This window comes from Maribacter luteocoastalis, assembly GCF_048890225.1.
GTDB classification, from domain to species: Bacteria; Bacteroidota; Bacteroidia; order Flavobacteriales; family Flavobacteriaceae; genus Maribacter; species Maribacter luteocoastalis.
Genome location: NZ_JBMFZG010000006.1, coordinates 193581 through 211574, shown reverse-complemented (window position 1 = coordinate 211574; position 17994 = coordinate 193581). Strand labels below are relative to the sequence as shown.

The 17994-nt window shown below is 36.8% G+C and carries 19 protein-coding genes; 10 read left to right on the top strand and 9 right to left on the bottom strand.

Annotated features, from left to right (window positions below; genetic code table 11):
- The first annotated feature begins 5 nt into the window (after positions 1-5).
- Positions 6-2063, top strand: a complete 2058-nt coding sequence (locus ACOCEA_RS13275; RefSeq protein WP_420756736.1) for a helix-turn-helix domain-containing protein — start codon at positions 6-8, stop codon at positions 2061-2063.
- A 196-nt stretch (positions 2064-2259) separates the two neighbouring features.
- On the opposite strand, the gene ACOCEA_RS13270 is transcribed toward ACOCEA_RS13275, so the two are convergent.
- The 9 genes from ACOCEA_RS13270 to ACOCEA_RS13230 form a co-directional block, all read right to left on the bottom strand.
- Positions 2260-3015: a type 1 glutamine amidotransferase domain-containing protein gene (locus tag ACOCEA_RS13270; protein WP_420756735.1), complete on the bottom strand. Its 756-nt coding sequence runs from the start codon at positions 3013-3015 to the stop codon at positions 2260-2262.
- A gap of 145 nt (positions 3016-3160) precedes the next feature.
- Positions 3161-4384, bottom strand: a complete 1224-nt coding sequence (locus ACOCEA_RS13265) for an alpha/beta hydrolase-fold protein (RefSeq protein WP_420756734.1) — start codon at positions 4382-4384, stop codon at positions 3161-3163.
- Positions 4381-5109: a DUF4386 domain-containing protein gene (locus ACOCEA_RS13260; protein ID WP_420756733.1), complete on the bottom strand. Its 729-nt coding sequence runs from the start codon at positions 5107-5109 to the stop codon at positions 4381-4383. The genes ACOCEA_RS13265 and ACOCEA_RS13260 overlap by 4 nt, the downstream gene beginning before the upstream one ends.
- Before the next feature lie 100 nt (positions 5110-5209).
- The gene (locus ACOCEA_RS13255; RefSeq protein WP_420756732.1) at positions 5210-6187 is read right to left on the bottom strand and encodes an AraC family transcriptional regulator; all 978 of its coding nucleotides are present in this window, start codon (positions 6185-6187) and stop codon (positions 5210-5212) included.
- A gap of 107 nt (positions 6188-6294) precedes the next feature.
- Positions 6295-7413 (bottom strand): type 1 glutamine amidotransferase domain-containing protein, encoded by a 1119-nt coding sequence (locus tag ACOCEA_RS13250; RefSeq protein WP_420756731.1) that lies wholly within the window; start codon positions 7411-7413, stop codon positions 6295-6297.
- Positions 7414-7509: 96 nt separating this feature from the next.
- The gene (locus ACOCEA_RS13245; protein ID WP_420756730.1) at positions 7510-8046 is read right to left on the bottom strand and encodes an NADPH-dependent FMN reductase; all 537 of its coding nucleotides are present in this window, start codon (positions 8044-8046) and stop codon (positions 7510-7512) included.
- A 174-nt stretch (positions 8047-8220) separates the two neighbouring features.
- Positions 8221-8592, bottom strand: a complete 372-nt coding sequence (locus ACOCEA_RS13240; protein ID WP_420756729.1) for a DoxX family protein — start codon at positions 8590-8592, stop codon at positions 8221-8223.
- Positions 8593-8615: 23 nt separating this feature from the next.
- On the bottom strand, positions 8616-9260 hold the full coding sequence (locus ACOCEA_RS13235) for a hypothetical protein (RefSeq protein WP_420756728.1): 645 nt from the start codon (positions 9258-9260) through the stop codon (positions 8616-8618).
- A 53-nt stretch (positions 9261-9313) separates the two neighbouring features.
- A complete protein-coding gene (locus tag ACOCEA_RS13230) occupies positions 9314-9907 on the bottom strand; it encodes a Crp/Fnr family transcriptional regulator (protein ID WP_420756727.1) in 594 nt (197 codons plus the stop codon).
- A gap of 807 nt (positions 9908-10714) precedes the next feature.
- Between ACOCEA_RS13230 and ACOCEA_RS13225 the strand changes: the two genes are divergently transcribed.
- The 9 genes from ACOCEA_RS13225 (at position 10715) to ACOCEA_RS13185 (ending at position 17991) form a co-directional block, all read left to right on the top strand.
- Positions 10715-11704: an AraC family transcriptional regulator gene (locus tag ACOCEA_RS13225; RefSeq protein WP_420756726.1), complete on the top strand. Its 990-nt coding sequence runs from the start codon at positions 10715-10717 to the stop codon at positions 11702-11704.
- Between the two features lie 105 nt (positions 11705-11809).
- Positions 11810-12172: a hypothetical protein gene (locus ACOCEA_RS13220; RefSeq protein WP_420756725.1), complete on the top strand. Its 363-nt coding sequence runs from the start codon at positions 11810-11812 to the stop codon at positions 12170-12172.
- Entirely contained in the window at positions 12156-12650 is a 495-nt protein-coding gene (locus tag ACOCEA_RS13215; RefSeq protein WP_420756724.1) for an anthrone oxygenase family protein, read from the top strand. The genes ACOCEA_RS13220 and ACOCEA_RS13215 overlap by 17 nt, the downstream gene beginning before the upstream one ends.
- A gap of 39 nt (positions 12651-12689) precedes the next feature.
- Positions 12690-13094 carry a DUF5367 family protein gene (locus tag ACOCEA_RS13210; RefSeq protein ID WP_420756723.1) on the top strand — a complete coding sequence of 135 codons (405 nt, stop codon included), beginning with the start codon at positions 12690-12692 and terminating at the stop codon, positions 13092-13094.
- A 62-nt stretch (positions 13095-13156) separates the two neighbouring features.
- Positions 13157-13981: an NmrA family NAD(P)-binding protein gene (locus ACOCEA_RS13205; RefSeq protein WP_420756722.1), complete on the top strand. Its 825-nt coding sequence runs from the start codon at positions 13157-13159 to the stop codon at positions 13979-13981.
- 17 nt (positions 13982-13998) lie between these two features.
- Positions 13999-15690 carry a serine hydrolase domain-containing protein gene (locus ACOCEA_RS13200; protein WP_420756721.1) on the top strand — a complete coding sequence of 564 codons (1692 nt, stop codon included), beginning with the start codon at positions 13999-14001 and terminating at the stop codon, positions 15688-15690.
- Positions 15687-16610 carry a TolB family protein gene (locus ACOCEA_RS13195; protein ID WP_420756720.1) on the top strand — a complete coding sequence of 308 codons (924 nt, stop codon included), beginning with the start codon at positions 15687-15689 and terminating at the stop codon, positions 16608-16610. The genes ACOCEA_RS13200 and ACOCEA_RS13195 overlap by 4 nt, the downstream gene beginning before the upstream one ends.
- A 14-nt stretch (positions 16611-16624) precedes the next feature.
- Positions 16625-17077, top strand: coding sequence for a GNAT family N-acetyltransferase (locus tag ACOCEA_RS13190; protein WP_420756719.1), 453 nt, complete (start codon positions 16625-16627; stop codon positions 17075-17077).
- A 368-nt stretch (positions 17078-17445) separates the two neighbouring features.
- Positions 17446-17991, top strand: a complete 546-nt coding sequence (locus ACOCEA_RS13185) for a carboxymuconolactone decarboxylase family protein (protein ID WP_420756718.1) — start codon at positions 17446-17448, stop codon at positions 17989-17991.
- Positions 17992-17994 lie beyond the last annotated feature (3 nt).

Genomic DNA, 17994 nt, shown 5'->3' with positions numbered 1-17994 from the left:
GAATCATGTCCAACGAATTGTCAAACAAATCAACCTTTATCGAGCAAGCGGAAGCCATCATTTTGGAGAATTTGGCGAACGAGCAATTTGGGGTGTCCGAACTGGCCGAGGCAATGCATATGAGCCGGTCTAACTTGCTCCGGAAAATCAAGAAGCAAACTAAACTTTCCGCTAGCCAATTCATTCGTCAAATTCGTCTTCAAGAAGCAATGACTTTACTCAAGGAAACTTCCTCGACAGTTTCTGAAATTTCGTATCAAGTAGGGTTTGGTAGTACTTCCTATTTTATTAAATGCTTCCGGGAACAATATGGATTTCCTCCCGGGGAGGTTGGAAAAGGCATAGTAGCAATCGAAAAGGAAAAGACTCAAACTAATTTTTTAAAGCGATATAGATGGCCTATAATAGCTACGACTACCATAGTTCTGATAGTGGCTTCCTACTTGCTTTTCAAGAAAAAGGATGCCATAGGCCAACTTGAAATTGAAAAATCCATTGCTATTTTGCCCTTCAAAAATGAGAGTTCGGATTCCACTAATCTTTATTTTGTAAACGGGCTTATGGAATCGGCATTGTATAACCTTCAGAAGATTGAAGACTTGAGGGTAATAAGTAGAACTTCTGTAGAAAAGTATAGAAAAACAGACAAGGGCATCCCGGAGATAGCCAAAGAACTTAATGTGAACTACCTGGTTGAGGGTAGTGGTCAACGTATAGGTAATCAGGTTTTACTCAATATTCAGTTAATCGAAGCTTCATCGGATACTCCGATTTGGGTGGAACAGTACAATCAGGAAGTGGTGGACATCTTTGCTTTACAAAACGATGTGGCCAAGAAAATTGCAGATGCCATTGAAGCAGTCGTGACACCGGCCGAATTGGAACAAATAGGGAAAAAACCAACGGAAAACCTATTGGCCTACGATTACTACCTGCAAGCTTTAGAGCCATACCTCTCAAGAACCAAGGAAGGGCTAGATAAGGCGATTCCCTTATTTCAGAAAGCTGTGGAACAGGATTCACAATTTGCACTAGCCTATGCCAATCTAGCTATTTCATATTACTATCTTGATATTTTTCAACAGCAGAAACAATATACGGAGGTAATAAACAATTATGCGGACAAAGCACTACTGTATGATTCCAAAAATGATATAAGCCTGATATCCAAAGCATTGTATTATATGCATACGGAAGAATATAGATTGGCCTTGCCACATTTGGAGAAGGCTTTGGAATATAATCCCAATTCGGCAGCGGTGGTCCAAGTTCTTTCTAGGCTATACTCCATATACATTCCTGATACGGGCAAGTACTTGAAAAACGCACTAATGGGCGTTCAGCTTGATGTTGGCGTCAGCGACTCAGTTGCCCAAAGTTTCATTTATTTAGATTTAAGCAATGCTCTTGCCCAAAACGGGTTCATCAAAAAAGCGATGATATACATCGATAAGACTTTGGATTATGACTCTAAGAATTTCTATGCTCCCCATTTAAAGGCGTTCATAAAATATGCTATTAATCAAGATATCGAAGAACTAAAAAAAGTATTGGAAAAAGAATTTGAAAAGGATAGTACCCGTTTGGACATCCTACAGGACATAGCGAAACTGTACTATTTTCAAGAAGACCATGAACGTGCTTATGTATATTATGAAAAATTTGTAAAGGCGAAAAGAGAGAATGGTCTCAATATTTATCCTCAAGAAGATGCCAAAATAGCGCTGGTCTATAAGAAAATGGGCTTTGAAGAACGAGCATCCCACTTTTTCAATGCTTATGCCAATTATTGCGAACGTGACAAATCCATATATAAAAGCGCAAGTATGGCCCTGAAATACGCATATGAAGGAAATATTGAACTAGGTATCGAACAATTAAAGGTTTTCGCTTCACAAGATCATTATCAATATTGGATTCTGTTGTTTATAGAGAAAGACCCTCTTATGAAACCTTTAAAAGGCCATCCCGACTATAAAGCGACGATTAAAAAGATAAAAGATAAGTTTTGGGAAAATCATGCTGAGCTCAAAAAGACTTTAGAGGAAAATAAACTGATTTAATATATAAAATGCCTCTTTCCATAAATATTTTATTGACATTTAATGTGACATTCTTAAATCATATTAGTATCAACTAAAATTGATTGATGAATTGGCCTATCTAATACCTAAGTTCTAAATATTTTTTATTTAGGTACACCCAAAATTCACTCATAATGTAAAAAGCTGTTAACAGAACATCAGCTCCAATTGAAAATTAGTTTTTTTCAATTTCTAAAATCATTTCTTTTGCCACTATTGCGGAAGAAGGTAAGAACATGGTAGTAACGATTCTTGAATCTAATACCACATCGTGTTTATCGTTTAAGTCATTTTTAGTCTGAAAAAGGGCGCCATTTTTTCGTAGGTGATCTTCGAGCATTACGGGTAATAAGGTTCCTTCTTTAGCCCAACTTTTGGTCACCTCCGTCGAATTTGGAAATCCTGTCACCATTTTATCCTTGACCATATATTCACCACTATTAAGTTTTACATTGGCCAAAGCACCGGGGCCATGTCCGCAACCTCCTACTACCCCGCCATTCTCATAAATTTGGGCAATGATGGACAACAAATTCTCGTTGTTGGCAACATCAAACAAGGGCCCATAACCACCTCCAATAAAAACAGCTTTATAGTTTTTGAAGTTCACTTCATCAGGTGTCAATGAACTTTCAACTTTGTCCTTAAAATTCTCATATTTAATGGTGTAGCTACTTATTCCCATAGGGTCCATGGAAAAAGGTACGTTTCCCCCCGTAGGTGAAACAAAATCAACTTCATATCCATGTGACACAAAAATGTGATATGGGGGCGCTACTTCCCATAGGTTGTTTCCTGCAAAATGCTTTTCAGGGTCTCCCATGTCTTCAGTGTTTGATACTATCATCAAGATTCTTCCCTTTTCGCTTTCATTATCCTTACACGCAATAAATAGCAGCATTATTACTATTGCTAAAAATGTCCTTTTCATTTTTAATTATTTGAGGTTTATACTTTTTTATTGTTACAATTAGTGCTCTATACGAAATCGATTCGGTTTAATGAAATACTAAGAACTCAGGCAACCATGTGTATGATACTGATACCATTTTGACCTCTTGCAAAATGTTTATTTATTAATTTTTTTGATCCAGCTTACGGACCTCTTCTAACAAGTCGTCTTCTTGCCCCTGCTTATACTTTTTGGAAACTTCTACCCCAAGTAAGTAGGTGTCCACAGCTTTGTCTCTTTGATTCGTTTTCTCATACAATTTTGCCAAATAAGTCAGTAAGCCAATATATTCCGGGTATTCTTTTGAAGCACTTTCAAGAACGGTTATAGCACCTAGTTTGTTGCCTTTGTCGACCAATAAAGAGACAAGACTAAAATAGTCTTCGGCAGGTCTGCGGGCGTTCTTACCGTACCTTTTTTTTAACCATTTTTCCGATTCTAAAAATGCCGTATCACCATAATTATCAATCAAGCCTTCACTAATTTTCAAATCCGAAAACAAGAATCTGAGACCATTGTAATTCAAAAGCAACCTGGAAGCCATGTGGCCTTCATCCCCGACCTGCTCATGCATCCATCTAAAATTGGTAGGCCTATGCTGCTCTACCACATCAATATACCTTTTCAGCTCCTGACGCATTCCCCATCCGTCCCCTCCACCGATTCCGAAGTAGGCTGTTTTATCCAGGGTTTTAGTTAACTTAAAAAATGATTTTGCTTTTTCGATCATTTCTTCTTTGTTCCACCATAGTGCCGGAGCTGCAACAATAAATGCATCAAAAAGATCCGGGCGTTCCATAAGGGCATATATGCTGAACAGGCCTCCCAGCGAATGACCTTCCAATATTCGATAAGGATGAGTTCTATAATTACTATCTATAAAAGGAATCAATTCTTCTTGTAAAAAATCAAGGAATATTGGAGCTCCTCCGCTCTGCGGGATACCGACATTTCCAGTACTTCCGTGTAAATTCTGACCTGCATTGGAAGGGGTTAAGTCCCTATTTCTGTCCAAACTCTCTATGCCGACTATAATTAGGGGAGGCATCAATCCAGATTCCGTCAACAACTCTACCGTTCCAACCGTATGTTTAATATTGGCAAGACCATCCAATACGTAAAGTACGGGGTAAGTTGTATGGGTATCCTTGTACCCAAAGGGTAATGAAATGATAATGGGCCGTTCTTCTTGTAAAATAGTTGATTTTAAAAAGTGTTGGGTACCCAATCCCAATAATTGTCCATTTTCGGTTTTTTCAATTTTATGTGCTACCTGTCCAAATGAAGAACAGCAGCAAGATAACACCATGATTAAGCGTATCAATTGTTTTGTAGATATCGATTTCATAATGGTAAGTTTTTTAAATTCTTATATGACTTTGTAGTTCCAATAACGACCATGTATAGGGTTAGTCCCAATTCACCAAGAGCGGCAGCAATACCTACGAATAAGGCCGTATAACCTTCATACCCCGGAACATTAAAATTTCCAAAAGACTCTATGAGATAGCTTGCTGCTGCGCCCAAGAATAACCCTCCGAACACCTTTGGAAACACATTCGACTTGTAAATAAGTATGGCAAACAAAACACAGTGTAACCCAAAAAAGCTTCCTGCAATGAGATAACCGTACTGATGCGCTTCCAAAAAGGAAAAACTTATTTGTTGTATTTGCTCAGTATTGAATGAATTGAATAGGTTATCGGTTTTCAGTACCTTCAAAGCCATGTAATGATTCAATAAATTTAAACTTCCGATGGCCGGATGTGCGATTAGTCGGAATGAGGAAGACAATATGGCCAGGGTATTGCTAAAGGGTTTAAAGATTTTATACAAAAACACGGCTATTACCGCATCCAAAAGAAATGCAATCAAGTCCGCTGTAAGGCCCAATTGAAATAGCCCTTTATTTTTAAGTATGTTATTTGCGGTTTCCACAGGGTTCTCAGGTACAACAAGGATTCCCCTAACGTACCCTTGCGCAAACCCGGCACATATTATAACTAGTAGATATAAAAATCCTGTGAACCGTATTTGTTGGATACTTGATAATTTCTTTACAGTTTTGATCACCTCTAAACATATTTTGTTCAGAAGCAAATTTCATGACTATCACTTTCATTTTTTTGACCTTTAGTTCCAAAGTTTTGATATTTCGGGACAACCCAAGGTTTTAAATCTCCTTTCTATAAGAGTTTGGCGAAATCCCTGTCCATCTTTTGAAGGCCCTATTAAATGCACTCTGTTCCGAAAATCCGGTTAAAAATGCTATTTCACCAATGGACTGATTTGTGTTGGAAAGTAAATGCAAAGCTGTCTCCTCCTGTTTCTTTTGAATGAGTTTTCTAAACGAAAGATTTCTTTCCGAAAGTCTTCGCTTAAGCGTTCTTGCACTCATACCCAAATAGGCACTCACTTGTTCCAAGCTGGGTATACCACTAGAAATGGACTGTTCAAGCAATTGATTGATTTCTTGACTTAGAATGTCTACTTCAACCTTTAGTTTGGATTTTTCCTCTTCCATTCTTTCCACAAGAAACTTATGGATGAATTTATCCGCCTTAATTGTGGAATATTGAAGGTCTTTGGTATTATACGTCAAAGCATTTTCCGATGCATTACATATAACCGGGCAATTGAAATGTTCAGAGAAATACAATTCATGGGAAAACTTGTGCTTAAAACTTACTTGTATAGGTTGTAATAATCTTCCGCTCACTTCTTTTAAAACTCCGTTTAACATTACAAATGAAGCTTCATTGGCTGTTTTTATCCCATTCCGGTACACATCCCGATGTAATATCAATCTTGTTTCCAATGGACCTTCTTGTAGCTCAATGCTACCATCATTGGTGACTAGGACCATGTACCGTTTTACATTTCGAAGAACATCCACCGCTTTAAGACAAGTTTTCCAAGAAAGACCTAGTGTGCCATAATCATTGGAATCAAGTTGCTTTCCCTGTCTTAATCCAAAACCTGGCGATAGTTGCTTTTCTGCCGTTTCATATACCTGAAGTAATAATTCCATTGGTATATGTGCAGCCGTCGTCATACCAGGCTCTAAAGAGGCTATGAAATCCTTGTTCAGACCTTCTTTTTGTGCTAGGGCAATAGCTTTTTTATAGATACTAGCAGAAACAAATGCCATTTGCCGTTAATTATTCCAATTCTTCAATATATACTTTATAGTTTAAAATTTCTGATGTACTGTTCAAAATATCTTGTATCAACGGCAAAATGTAATGAAAATTTGTTCTAACCTAAAGTTTTAAGTAGTTCTTCAGCTTGTTCCTTTAAAAGATTCTTAGAAATCAATTCATTTGCAATTTGTACGGCTCTTTCCTTATTATTCAGGGAAACATGGGATTTGGCCAATAACAGTTGCAGGTTTTCGTTAAAAAAATAAGGTGCCGTTAATTCAACCAATTCCACTCCTTGTTTTAGTCCTTCAATATTTTCTGTGGACGCTAGGATTTTATAATAGCCGTAAGCAGCAATTAAAGGCAAATCATAGTTGACTTCATTTTTTGCTAGTTCATTTTCGGCCCATTTAATTGTATAATTTTTATTCAAAAGGTCTTGTATCAAATAGGCACTCCTTTCATCATAATAGAGTTCTCGGTCAACGGTTACTAGGCCTAAGGAGGTTACCACGGCCTCTGCGGAACGTGTCGTTGAAAAGGGATTCTGCCCTGTAACGAACTTACCGGAAACTACTACTTTTGATAACATAAAATCGGTTTGCTTAAAAATCGCTCCCCTTTCAATCAATTTTGTTTCCAGACCAAATGGGAATTCCTTAACCCATTTTTTTCCGAAAAGCTCCTCTTCGATATTGCAAAAACTTGTAATCTCAACATCTTTTATAATATAATCACCGTCGCTTTTGATATTTACAAAGGCGGCCGGTCCATGACAAACAGAAGAAATAACCGTATTATTCCTCTCATATAAATTCAATACTATGTCTTGCAATGAAGGGTCAAATGGTAAATCAAACATGGCTCCTTTACCACCTACAATGTATATTGCGTCATAGTCATCTGCCTTTACGTTTGCCGTAGCCTTTGTATTGTCCAACAAGTTCATTGCGTGCTTGTCCTCCAATAGTATTTTGTTATACAGTTTTTCTGTATTGTATTTATCGGGTTCCACCTTTCCTCCTTTTGGACTGGCTACATCTATGGATAAATTATTGTTTTTAAATATTAAATAAGCTTGGGAAAATTCATCAAACTCGTAGCCAGGCCTCATCGACCCCATATCCTTTCCATAGCTACTGACTACCATCAAGACCTTTTTCTGGACATTAATGGTCTGTGATAAAAGAATGATTGGCATTAACAAAAGGATACTTAAAATTGATTTTTTCATTTTTTGATTGTTTTGAATTAGATATATAACACGAACTGAACTATTTTTTGTTACATCCATAGTTGTACGTTCAATACCAAACTGTAATTGATTTCTTTATGATTTGACCTTCGTCTGAAATTTTTGGAGCTTAAATTGAATCTCCTCTTTCAAATCTTCATTTGTAAATTCTGCACCATTGAAATTATCGTAAAATGAAGGCAACGAAAAGGTATCCGTAATGCTAGCACCCATATAAGGGAAGTAGGCACTTGCAGCTTGTAATACGGTTGCACCGCCTCGGCTTCCTGGAGAAGTTGTCATTAACAACATGGGTTTCTCTCTCCAAACCTTCGTGTTAACTCGGGACAACCAGTCTAAGGTATTTTTGAATACTGCTGTATAGGAGCCGTTATGTTCTGCCAGGGATATCATAAATCCATCGGCAGTATCAAATAACCGGTCTAATCTCTTGACCGCTGTTGGAATACCGTTCTCAGCTTCAAAATCTACACCATAGATAGGTAGGACAAAATCATTTAAGTCAATTGAAATGATTTCAATATTTTCTATTATTCCTTTAGAATAGCACAATAAGTTTTTATTGATGGATTTTTGACTATTGCTTCCTGCTATTGTTATGATTTTTTTCATGTTTATTGTTATTTAGAAATTAATGTATCCATTGTATATTTTCCTATACCATTGACCAATATGGTCAAGGCAAGACCAATTATTGTAAGGGAATATTCATAACCTTCAACATCTTGATTTTTATACCAGTTCCCTTAAAAAGTATAGGTGCTTTAAAATTTAGAAGGTTAATCCTTATAGTATTACTTTAAAATTTTTATCTGTGGCGAGCAGAACCATACAAGCAACACAACAATATAATGCAGTGTAAAAGTATTCATAGTCATGGTGTGCGAAATGAGTTATCAATGCACCAATTGCGAATGGAAATAACCATAAGGTCGATAGGTTTTTAACGTGATGTCTCCAAAACCCAACAACCAAACCAATTACTCCCAGCAATTCGCCGTAACCAATAAACAAAGTCCAGATTTTTCCGAAACCAAAATTGCTCATGTTATCCATCATACTTTGTTTTTGGAAAACTTTAAAAAGACTTGCATAACCAAAGGCATAGATCAAATATCCGTAGGCTATCCAATGTGAAACTCGTACTAAATTTTTCATGATATTTAAGATTTAAAAATTGTTTATAAAGTTTTTCGGTAATACAAACCGAAAGATGATTTCACTAAGGGGTCCGTTCCGTACTGATCAAAGTCCACCCCCATTCCAAATTGGTGATCATATAGGGATACTCCAGCCCTTAGTTGTTGGAAGCTCCTAGAATGCGTTTTGAGCTTATCCCAGACCGTTAAAAACTGTCCATTGAACCAAAGAGATATGTTCTCCTTTATTGGTATGTTGTATTGAAACTGGGCAAACACCTCGGCATAACTAGCATTCGTCTGCTCGGAATGGGCAAACGTGGGAATAATTACAAATAATAAACTTGAGTTTTTTAATGTGAGCTTTGCCGAAAGACGTTCCGAGTAACCAGCCGCACTATTGTAGTAAATAGAAGGACCAATTGAAATGGACTTGTTAATGTTCCATAATAGCGTTGGTTGCACTCCTACCTCATCAAATTGCCCATTCTCCATTTTGCTGAAGTTTTGAAAGAAAGCAAGGGTAGCAATACTTAGCGTGTTCTTTTCATTGATTGGATAACTTAAATAAAGGGTAAAATCTGTTTTTGATAAACCATAAAAAAGTTCCACCTGGGTAAATTGCGCATTGCAAAGCTTGGCAAACCCAAGAAATAGGAGTAAAGTGATTGTTATAATTTTTTTCATGCCTCAAAATTCCAGTAGGAAGACATGAAAAAAAATGAACTAGTTTAAGACTTTTACATTCTGTTGACCTTTGAGATAATCTTGCTCATAAACTCTGGGGTAATGCCAAGATAGGCGGCCAAGTCTTTCTGGGTAATTCTATTGACTATATTGGGGTATTTCTTTTTGAAAACCATATATCTTTCTTCTGCGGTTAAGGATATACCGTGATTGGAGCGTATTATATAGCTTATGAGGGACTTTTGATATAATATGCGATAGAATCGTTCGAATTTTGGTATCTCTTGAAAAAGTAAATCATAGTTGGCCCTGGAGATGCCCAGTAACTCAGAATCTTCCGTAGCCTTTATGAAGTATCGGGATGGGTCCTTGGTCATAAAACTGGCCATATCGCCCGTCCAATAATCTTCCACTGCGAACATGGAGATATGAGGTGCTCCATATTCGTCCAATGTGTATACTTTTAAACAACCTTTCGTAATGAAATACTCATATTTAGCGGTCTCACCAGCTTGTAACAAAAACCCTTTTCTTTTTATTTTAATATCAGTAAGCAATGAGATGTACTTCTGCTTCTCAGGCTCGGTCAAATCAATATACCTGCTAATGTTATCAATAATTAGTTTATATGGGTATTCAAATTTCAAAATGAATCTTATAATTTATTTAAATTTAAGTATTTGAAGCTTCCTATTAAAAAACTCCCTTACATCGTTTCTGTAACGTCGCGACCTTGGAAAGAATGAAAACATATAATCCTTAAAGACAATAAACATACAATTTCAGGGACACCTACCAATAAATGAATCAATAGCATTATGAAAAAACTTTTAAGTTTCAGAAAGGCCGCCCATATAAGTCTAGGATTTTTTTGCCTCCTTGTCATATTTCATGTCACAATTATTATTGGTATCCTTCTATTTAATTATGTTCCGTTAGAATATTTGTGGGGAGGACGAATGCAAACGAAAGATGAACTTCTCAACTTTGAATTTGCTTCACTGCTTATTTCTTTTTTTTGTATTCTTATTGTACTAATAAGGATAGAATTTATACGAATACCCCAACTATTAGGCCTTTCTAGGATATTTTTATGGATGCTTTGCATACTTTTCATCTTGAATACTTTAGGAAATGTGGTGGCTGTAACGCTATTTGAGAATTTTTTTGCGATTCTTACGGGTGTACTGGCAGTATTATGTCTTAGAATGGCAATGGAACCACTAGCTAACAAATAACAAAAAGGTATATATGATCATTTTTATTGGTATGAATTCTGAAATAATAGATACAAATGACATTATCCCTTTTCTTGAAAGAAACTTCTATTGGTAAGACTTTCGTAAATTCATGTCTTGTAAATGACTCATTTATGTTGACGCACTTTCAAACATTCTGATTGTTGGAAGTGGAATAAAGAGCTAAAAACCTGTAGTAATTATTGAGACAAAATAATGAAATACTTCTCCGTCAATCTTTATAAAAAAATACTTAACTGCGCCATCGCGGAAGGTTTGAATAGGGCGGATATTGAAGATTTACCCATTTCCATTGAGGATGCCGATGATTTAAAATTTGTATCCGCTGATGAACATTTAAGGGCTCATGAGTTACTTGATAAAAAACTAAGGCCAGGTTTTGCCATAAGGGTTGGAGCGCAAATGAAAATGGATGATTATGGTGTCTTAGGATTATCATGGAGAACCTGTTCAAAGGTTAGCGAGATTTTTGATCGCAGCGAGCGATATTTTAAGTTACTCTCCAATACCTATAATTGGGAAGTCCAGAATGGAGGGGAGATTTCTCATATAATTCTTAATAGGGATGCAACAAGAAGAGGTATGCAACTGTCCTCCGAAGCTAGTTTAGCTGCTACAGTTGTCGTGACACAGGCGATATCCGAAAAAGTGTTGTCTCCCATAGAAGTATGCTTTAAACATGACCCTCCCAAAGATTTGAGTAGTTTCAATGAAGCATTTAAGTGTAAAATACACTTCAACCAACCCAAATACTCAATTAGCTATAGAACGGTTGATCTAAATCTAAGAACCGCCAAGGCGGACGCCAGTATTAATGCATATCTGTTAAAACAAGTTGATGAGGAGACTAAAGGTATCAAGATTGCGGGCAATAAGTTTGTAAGGGATGTTGAAGCACTTATTAAAGATGCACTCCCCACTGGTATTCCAAGCATTCATCATATCAGTGATCTTACGGCCATGAGCAATAGGACACTTACCAGAAGACTATCCGAAGCGGGTGTTACCTATCGTGATTTGGTAAAAAAAACCCAAGAACATCTCGCAAAGGAAATGTTAAGCGATAATGCCTACAACATTGGAGAAATTGCATTTTTAACAGGTTTCTCAGAGCAAAGTGCATTTAATCGGGCATTTAAAAAATGGACGGACCTCACTCCTTCAGAATTCCGCAAAAATAGCTAGAACCCCATTTTGGCGTAAACTGTCAAATTGTTGTCTTGAAGTGTCAAAAAAATCTTTTGAACGCTACGCACCTTTGTATCATCAAATTAACGATTAGATAAAAAGATGACAACACTAGTAAAACATGCAATCATATTCTTTCTGACGATTAGTACCAGTTCAACGAATAATAACACATCAATTGATGAAATCAACAATTTGGGTGAAGTGCAGGCTTTAAAGAATCCAAAAGAACAAGCATTTCAAATCTTAGAGAACAAATGTAATGTTTGTCACAAGCAACGAAACAAGAGACGTGTGTTCACCCCCGAAAACATGAATACTTGGGTCAACGACATTTATAGGCAAGTTTATATAAAGAAAAGAATGCCCAAGGGTAAAAAAATAAAACTCACCTCCAACGAGTATCAAGACTTATTAACCTGGATATCATCTCCTAAAACCAATCAAAATGGAACTAAACTTTAAAATTATCGTATTGATGCTGGGCATCTTATTTACTGGATTAACGGCGGGTCTATGTTTCACATGGTCCAATGCCATAACACCGGGTATTGGCAGATTGGATGACTACGGTTTCTTACAATCGTTCCAAGCCATGAACCGAGCCATTATCAACCGTAGTTTTCTAATCGTCTTTTTTGGACCGGTGATTCTTTTGATCCTCAATGCGTTTTTGCACCGCAACGCTCATCCGGCAACCTTTTGGTCTTTTATTATAGCTGCAATGCTGTTCTTCGTTGGAATAGGTCTTGTCACGGTTTTCAAAAATGTGCCATTAAATGAACTATTGGATAATACCGTGTTAGAGAAAGCAAGTCAAATAGAGTTGGCAGATTTACGAAAAACCTTTGAACAGCCATGGAACAATTGGCATACGGTACGGACAGTTTGTTCCACGATCTCTTTCATTTTATTGCTTATGGGAATTATAGTCAACAAATAAAAATCATATCAAAAAACATCAATCAAAAAACGAACAATCATGAAACTAATTAGAACTATTGGCTTTGGGGTATTGATTTGGATAATTGGAGTGAATTTATATGCCCTATCCTTTTATCTCCCCTTTATGGAGGATGCAGAAAAACAGGCCAACATTTGGCTATCCATAATCATTATTCCCGTGGTTTGGTTTTGTTCCAAACTATATTTCAAAAAGAACGCCACCAACCACGGTCTATGGGTAGGGCTCATTTTCTTTGGTGTTTCGGCAATTCTGGATGCCCTTATCACAGTGCCGTTTACCGTATTGCCCTATGGCGGTACCTATGCTGATTTCTTTATCGACTTTGGCTTTTGGTTCATTGGCCTGGAGTTTATAGCGACCACCTATGTTTACTGGTATACCAACATTCGTAGCAAAAGAACCATCGGAAATTATCAATAAAGACTATAGAAAATTTCAATTAAGTAAAACTCAATTAATATCAATTTTTAAAACAAACACAGATGAAAACAGAAAACATTTTAGTAATTGGGGGGTCAGGTAAAACTGGTCGTCGCGTAGCAGAAAATTTAATGCAAGTTGGGCATAATGTTAGGATTGTCGGAAGAAAAACAACCCCGGCCTTAGATTGGGAAAATCCTGAGACCTACGATGATGCCCTAAAGGACATGGACAGGGCGTATATCGTTTACTATCCCGATCTTGCCGTTCCAGGATCAAGAGATGCAATAACAACACTTACTGAAAAAGCTTTAGAAGCAGGATTGGAAAAGGTGGTCCTACTCTCGGGTAAAGGAGAGTCCGAAGCGGAAGCTTGTGAAGAAATCGTTGCTAACTCTGGGCTGAACTATACCCTTGTGAGGGCATCCTGGTTTAACCAAAATTTCAGTGAAGGAGCCTTTCTAGATTTTATTTTAAACGGGACCGTTGCCTTGCCCATGCCAGAGGCACGGATTCCATTTGTAGATGTCAACGATATAGCAGATGTGGTTACAAAAGTGTTGTTAGATGATTCCTATAATGGGCGGACCATAACCGTTACCGGACCTCAAAAAAGAACCTTTAAAGAGGTCGTTGGCATCATGTCCGAGGCATCCAAAAAACAGATTCAATTTGTGCCCATATCTATCGAGGAATTTAAGGAGGGTATGCGAAGGGCCGGGTTACCCGATTCTTATGTTTGGCTTTTTGGGTATTTGTTCAAAGAAGTTTTAGGAAATCCGGAAAATCAGGAAGTTTCCGATGATGTTGCGAAAGTACTCGGTAGACCTGCCATAGATTTTGAAACCTTTGCTTTTAAAACTGCAGGAACCGGAGTTTGGAATTAGGTATAAAAATAATAGAAATGAGTAAAAGGTTCAAACTAATAACGGCCATGCTACCCGTTTTATTTGCTACGATTGTATCTGCTCAAAATAATAATGAGCAAATCAACATTCACCATATAGCAACTAAAATCGATAGCCTTTTAAGTAATTATAATGAGAAGGAACCAGGTGTTGCCATTGGTCTGGTAAAGGACAATCAATTGATATATGAAAAGTACTTTGGATTGGCCAATCTTGATTATCAGATACCGATTCAGAGAAAGACTTCCTTTCATGTGGCCTCAGTTTCAAAACAGTTTACTGCATTTGCTATTCTTTTGCTTGAAGATGAAGGAAAATTGTCTTTAGAGGATGATATTAGAAACTATCTTCCTGAGATGCATGACTTTGAGCCTACAATTACCATTAGTCATTTGCTAAATCACACAAGTGGCCTAAAAGATAAGTATAACCTTTTACGTCTCTCAGGCTGGACGCTGGATGATTTGATTACCAATGAACAGGTATTGGATATTATTTTTAATCAAGAGACCTTAAATTTCAAACCCAACGAAAAACATATGTATAGCAATGCCAACTATGCATTGTTGGCAGAAATCGTGACTAGAATATCGAAGATGTCCTTTGCAGAATTTACGCAAAAGCACATTTTTGAACCTCTGCAGATGTATGATTCTAAATTTGTAGATAAAAAAGGACAGGTTGTTAAAAACAAAAGCCTTTCCTATTTCAAAGTCGATTCAATGTATGTAGAAGACCTATTTAACAATTTTAGCGTTGGTGCTACCAATCTTAATACGACAATTACAGATTTAAGTAAATGGGCCATTAATTATGACACAAAAAAAGTAGGTAGCGAAGCCATTTTTAAAAAAATGCAAACCTTACAGCATTTGAATAATGGGGAAACCTATGGGTATGCAAATGGTTTGTTCATTAATACCTATAAAGGTTTCGAACGTATTGAACACAGTGGCCAAGATGCAAGTTATCAAGCCTATTTGGCAACTTTTCCGGAATTGAACTTCAGTGTGATATTCACAAATACCAATGGTGAAATCAATGGTGCTAGAATGGTGTATGACATCATGGATATTTGTTTAGACCAATATATTATTGATGAGACGGCCAAAAATTCATCTATAGAAAAATTGACACATCAAAAACCAATATCAAAAAAACCTGTTGAGTTAATACGCTATGAAGGCCATTATTGGGATGAAGGAGACTGGTATTCCAGAGAAATCAAGGTAGAAAATGATACCTTACGCTTCATTACTAAAAAGGGAACAACTACCTTAGTACCTGTTGGTAAGGATGAATTTGAAATGGATATTGATGACTATGTGGGTGTCTATTTTGCGAGCAACCAAATGATTATCACTCTGGATGATGGATATCAGATTTATACTGAAAAATATATTCCTGCAAATTATAATGCAACAACACTTGATGAATTCACGGGTAGATATTACAGTTCTGAATTAAATGCCTATTACTCGTTTAACATTGAACAGGAACAGTTAATAGCAAAACACACAAGACTTGGTGATTTCAAATTAAAAGCTATCAAAAATGACTATTTCATCGGTAATAAGGGTTCTTTTCTTAAAGTGGTTTTTGTAAGGAATTATTCTAATGATGTGATAGGTTTTGAAGTATCAAGTAGCAGGGCCAAAAATGTATCATTTGTCAAAATAAATCAATGAAAGTAGTTTACCCTTTATACGTGTTCGTGATATTCCTTTCTTGCAGCAACGAAACCCCATCTAATTTAATGCTATTGGATTCTAAGATTCCAACAGATACCCCATTGATTTTTGCAGAAGGAATTGTTTCTACCCATAGTTTTGAGTTTGCTATCACCTTTTCTCCGGAAATGGATGAAATCTATTTCACCCGAAGAAAACCAGAGGAAGACAATGAAATTTATGCGATGCGATTAAGAGACGGGAAATGGTCAAAACCAGAACCCGCATTTTTTTCACCAACTGAAGGATGGGACTTTGAACCTCATATTAGTCCTAAAGGGGATAAACTATATTTTGGTAGTACAAGACCACTCCCCGACGCTACTAAATCAAATGGACTGCACCAGTGGTACAGTAAAAAAGAAGTAAATGGATGGAGTTCCCCATTACCGTTGGAGAAACCATTCATGGACAGATCTGTCATTATGTACCTAACGTCTTCCGAGAATGGAAATCTATACTTTACTACCGGAGAAAAAGGAGACAAACCTGAAGATTGGGTTATATACAAGTCGGTTATGGAAGATGGTCAATACAAAAGTATCGATAGAATGGGACAGGAATTTAATGCTACCGGTAAATGGATAGCCCATTCCTACATTGCTCCGGATGAAAGCTTTATGATTTATGATTTTAAAAGTGATTTGGGATTTGGTGCCAGTGATTTATACATCAGCTTTAACAAAAATGATGAATGGACAGTACCGTTGAACTTAGGTCCGAAAATAAATACAGAACAAACCGAAATGACACCAAGCGTTTCACCAGATGGTAACTTTTTGTTTTTCCATAGAGGGAGGGAAGATAATGGTGATATTTACTGGGTGGATTTCAAGCAGATCAAAGCAAGTATGGAGAAGAAACTGACTGTCAACTAACACTTGGAAAATTGATGAAATTCAGAAAAGCGACCATCAAGGATATACCGACCATTATAAAGATGATTTCAGACGATGCTCTTGCCAGCAAACGGGAATACTTCACTACCACATTACCCAAAACCTATTATGATGCATTTGAACGCATCGATTCGGATTCAAATCAAGAACTCACTGTTGTGATCGACGATAAAGATGAAGTTGTAGGAGTATTTCAAATGACATTTATCCCGTATTTGACGTACCAAGGAGGTATAAGAGCACAAATGGAAGGGGTTAGGGTTCACAAGGGACATCGTAATCAGGGGATTGGGAAAAGCATATTTCAATGGGCCATCCAAAGAACGAAGGAACGTAAGGCCCATCTATTGCAGCTGACCACAGATAAAAAGCGCCCTGATGCCATTCGTTTTTATGAGTCCCTCGGATTCAAGCCAAGCCATGAAGGCATGAAAATGCATTTTTAACTATTCTTAATTGATGCCTTTAAAAACTAAAAAGAATTTCCTTTAAAGAAATTCTTTAATTGGAAGTTTTGCCCGATAACTTCTATTTACAGTTCAATTTGAACTAAGCACTCACCAATTGACATACCTATTAATCAGTGAATTGAATTTTACAATTATAGCCAAGGAAACCTTTGAATAGTTTACCTCATTTCCTGACTCTCAATTAAACCATGGTTATAAATTATTAAGCATAAAAACAGAATTGTCCAACTTTAGAGTAAGAGGAAAATTATCCATTAATAAGCGAAAATCATCCATTTTAGGGGATACCATTCTTTATCAACTTTGCATTGTCAATAATGACATACAATTTTAAATATAATCACATGGAAAATGTAACTGCAACGGAATTTAAGGTTCCAACACGAGAAGAAGTAGCTCCCCTCAATCAAGAGATTTTTGACAATTTAAACAAAGCCTTGGGCTTTGTGCCTAATCTATATGCTACCATAGCCTATTCGGATAATGGTCTAAAACGATTTTTGGACTATCAGAACGCAAAGACATCTCTAAACAATAAAGAAAAGGAGGCCGTTAACCTAATTGTCAGCCAAGTAAATGAATGTGTTTATTGCCAAAGCGCACATACCGTTTTGGGTAAAATGAACGGTTTTAACGATGCACAATTATTGGATATCCGAAAGGGAAAAAGTGACAATCCCAAGTTAGATGCCCTAGTGAAATTGGCGGCCGATATTACCTTGAACCGTGGTAAGGCAAGTAGCCAAACTGTAGAAGACTTTTTTGCACAAGGGTATACGAAAGAAAATCTTGTAGATGTCATTCTACAGGTAAGTGATAAAACGGCCATGAACTATTTACACAACCTAACTAAGGTGCCAGTAGATTTCCCATTGGCCGAAACCCTATAACCT

What these genes read in the sequence shown, in the direction of transcription:
- ACOCEA_RS13220 (WP_420756725.1), top strand. Translation starts at nt 11,810, where the DNA reads ATGACAACACTAGTAAAACATGCAATCATATTCTTTCTGACGATTAGT.
- ACOCEA_RS13185 (WP_420756718.1), top strand. Translation starts at nt 17,446, where the DNA reads ATGGAAAATGTAACTGCAACGGAATTTAAGGTTCCAACACGAGAAGAA.
- ACOCEA_RS13275 (WP_420756736.1), top strand. Translation starts at nt 6, where the DNA reads ATGTCCAACGAATTGTCAAACAAATCAACCTTTATCGAGCAAGCGGAA.
- ACOCEA_RS13225 (WP_420756726.1), top strand. Translation starts at nt 10,715, where the DNA reads ATGAAATACTTCTCCGTCAATCTTTATAAAAAAATACTTAACTGCGCC.
- ACOCEA_RS13255 (WP_420756732.1), bottom strand. Translation starts at nt 6,187, where the DNA reads ATGGCATTTGTTTCTGCTAGTATCTATAAAAAAGCTATTGCCCTAGCA.
- ACOCEA_RS13200 (WP_420756721.1), top strand. Translation starts at nt 13,999, where the DNA reads ATGAGTAAAAGGTTCAAACTAATAACGGCCATGCTACCCGTTTTATTT.
- ACOCEA_RS13270 (WP_420756735.1), bottom strand. Translation starts at nt 3,015, where the DNA reads ATGAAAAGGACATTTTTAGCAATAGTAATAATGCTGCTATTTATTGCG.
- ACOCEA_RS13250 (WP_420756731.1), bottom strand. Translation starts at nt 7,413, where the DNA reads ATGAAAAAATCAATTTTAAGTATCCTTTTGTTAATGCCAATCATTCTT.
- ACOCEA_RS13265 (WP_420756734.1), bottom strand. Translation starts at nt 4,384, where the DNA reads ATGAAATCGATATCTACAAAACAATTGATACGCTTAATCATGGTGTTA.
- ACOCEA_RS13195 (WP_420756720.1), top strand. Translation starts at nt 15,687, where the DNA reads ATGAAAGTAGTTTACCCTTTATACGTGTTCGTGATATTCCTTTCTTGC.
- ACOCEA_RS13240 (WP_420756729.1), bottom strand. Translation starts at nt 8,592, where the DNA reads ATGAAAAATTTAGTACGAGTTTCACATTGGATAGCCTACGGATATTTG.
- ACOCEA_RS13190 (WP_420756719.1), top strand. Translation starts at nt 16,625, where the DNA reads ATGAAATTCAGAAAAGCGACCATCAAGGATATACCGACCATTATAAAG.
- ACOCEA_RS13215 (WP_420756724.1), top strand. Translation starts at nt 12,156, where the DNA reads ATGGAACTAAACTTTAAAATTATCGTATTGATGCTGGGCATCTTATTT.
- ACOCEA_RS13245 (WP_420756730.1), bottom strand. Translation starts at nt 8,046, where the DNA reads ATGAAAAAAATCATAACAATAGCAGGAAGCAATAGTCAAAAATCCATC.
- ACOCEA_RS13210 (WP_420756723.1), top strand. Translation starts at nt 12,690, where the DNA reads ATGAAACTAATTAGAACTATTGGCTTTGGGGTATTGATTTGGATAATT.
- ACOCEA_RS13235 (WP_420756728.1), bottom strand. Translation starts at nt 9,260, where the DNA reads ATGAAAAAAATTATAACAATCACTTTACTCCTATTTCTTGGGTTTGCC.
- ACOCEA_RS13205 (WP_420756722.1), top strand. Translation starts at nt 13,157, where the DNA reads ATGAAAACAGAAAACATTTTAGTAATTGGGGGGTCAGGTAAAACTGGT.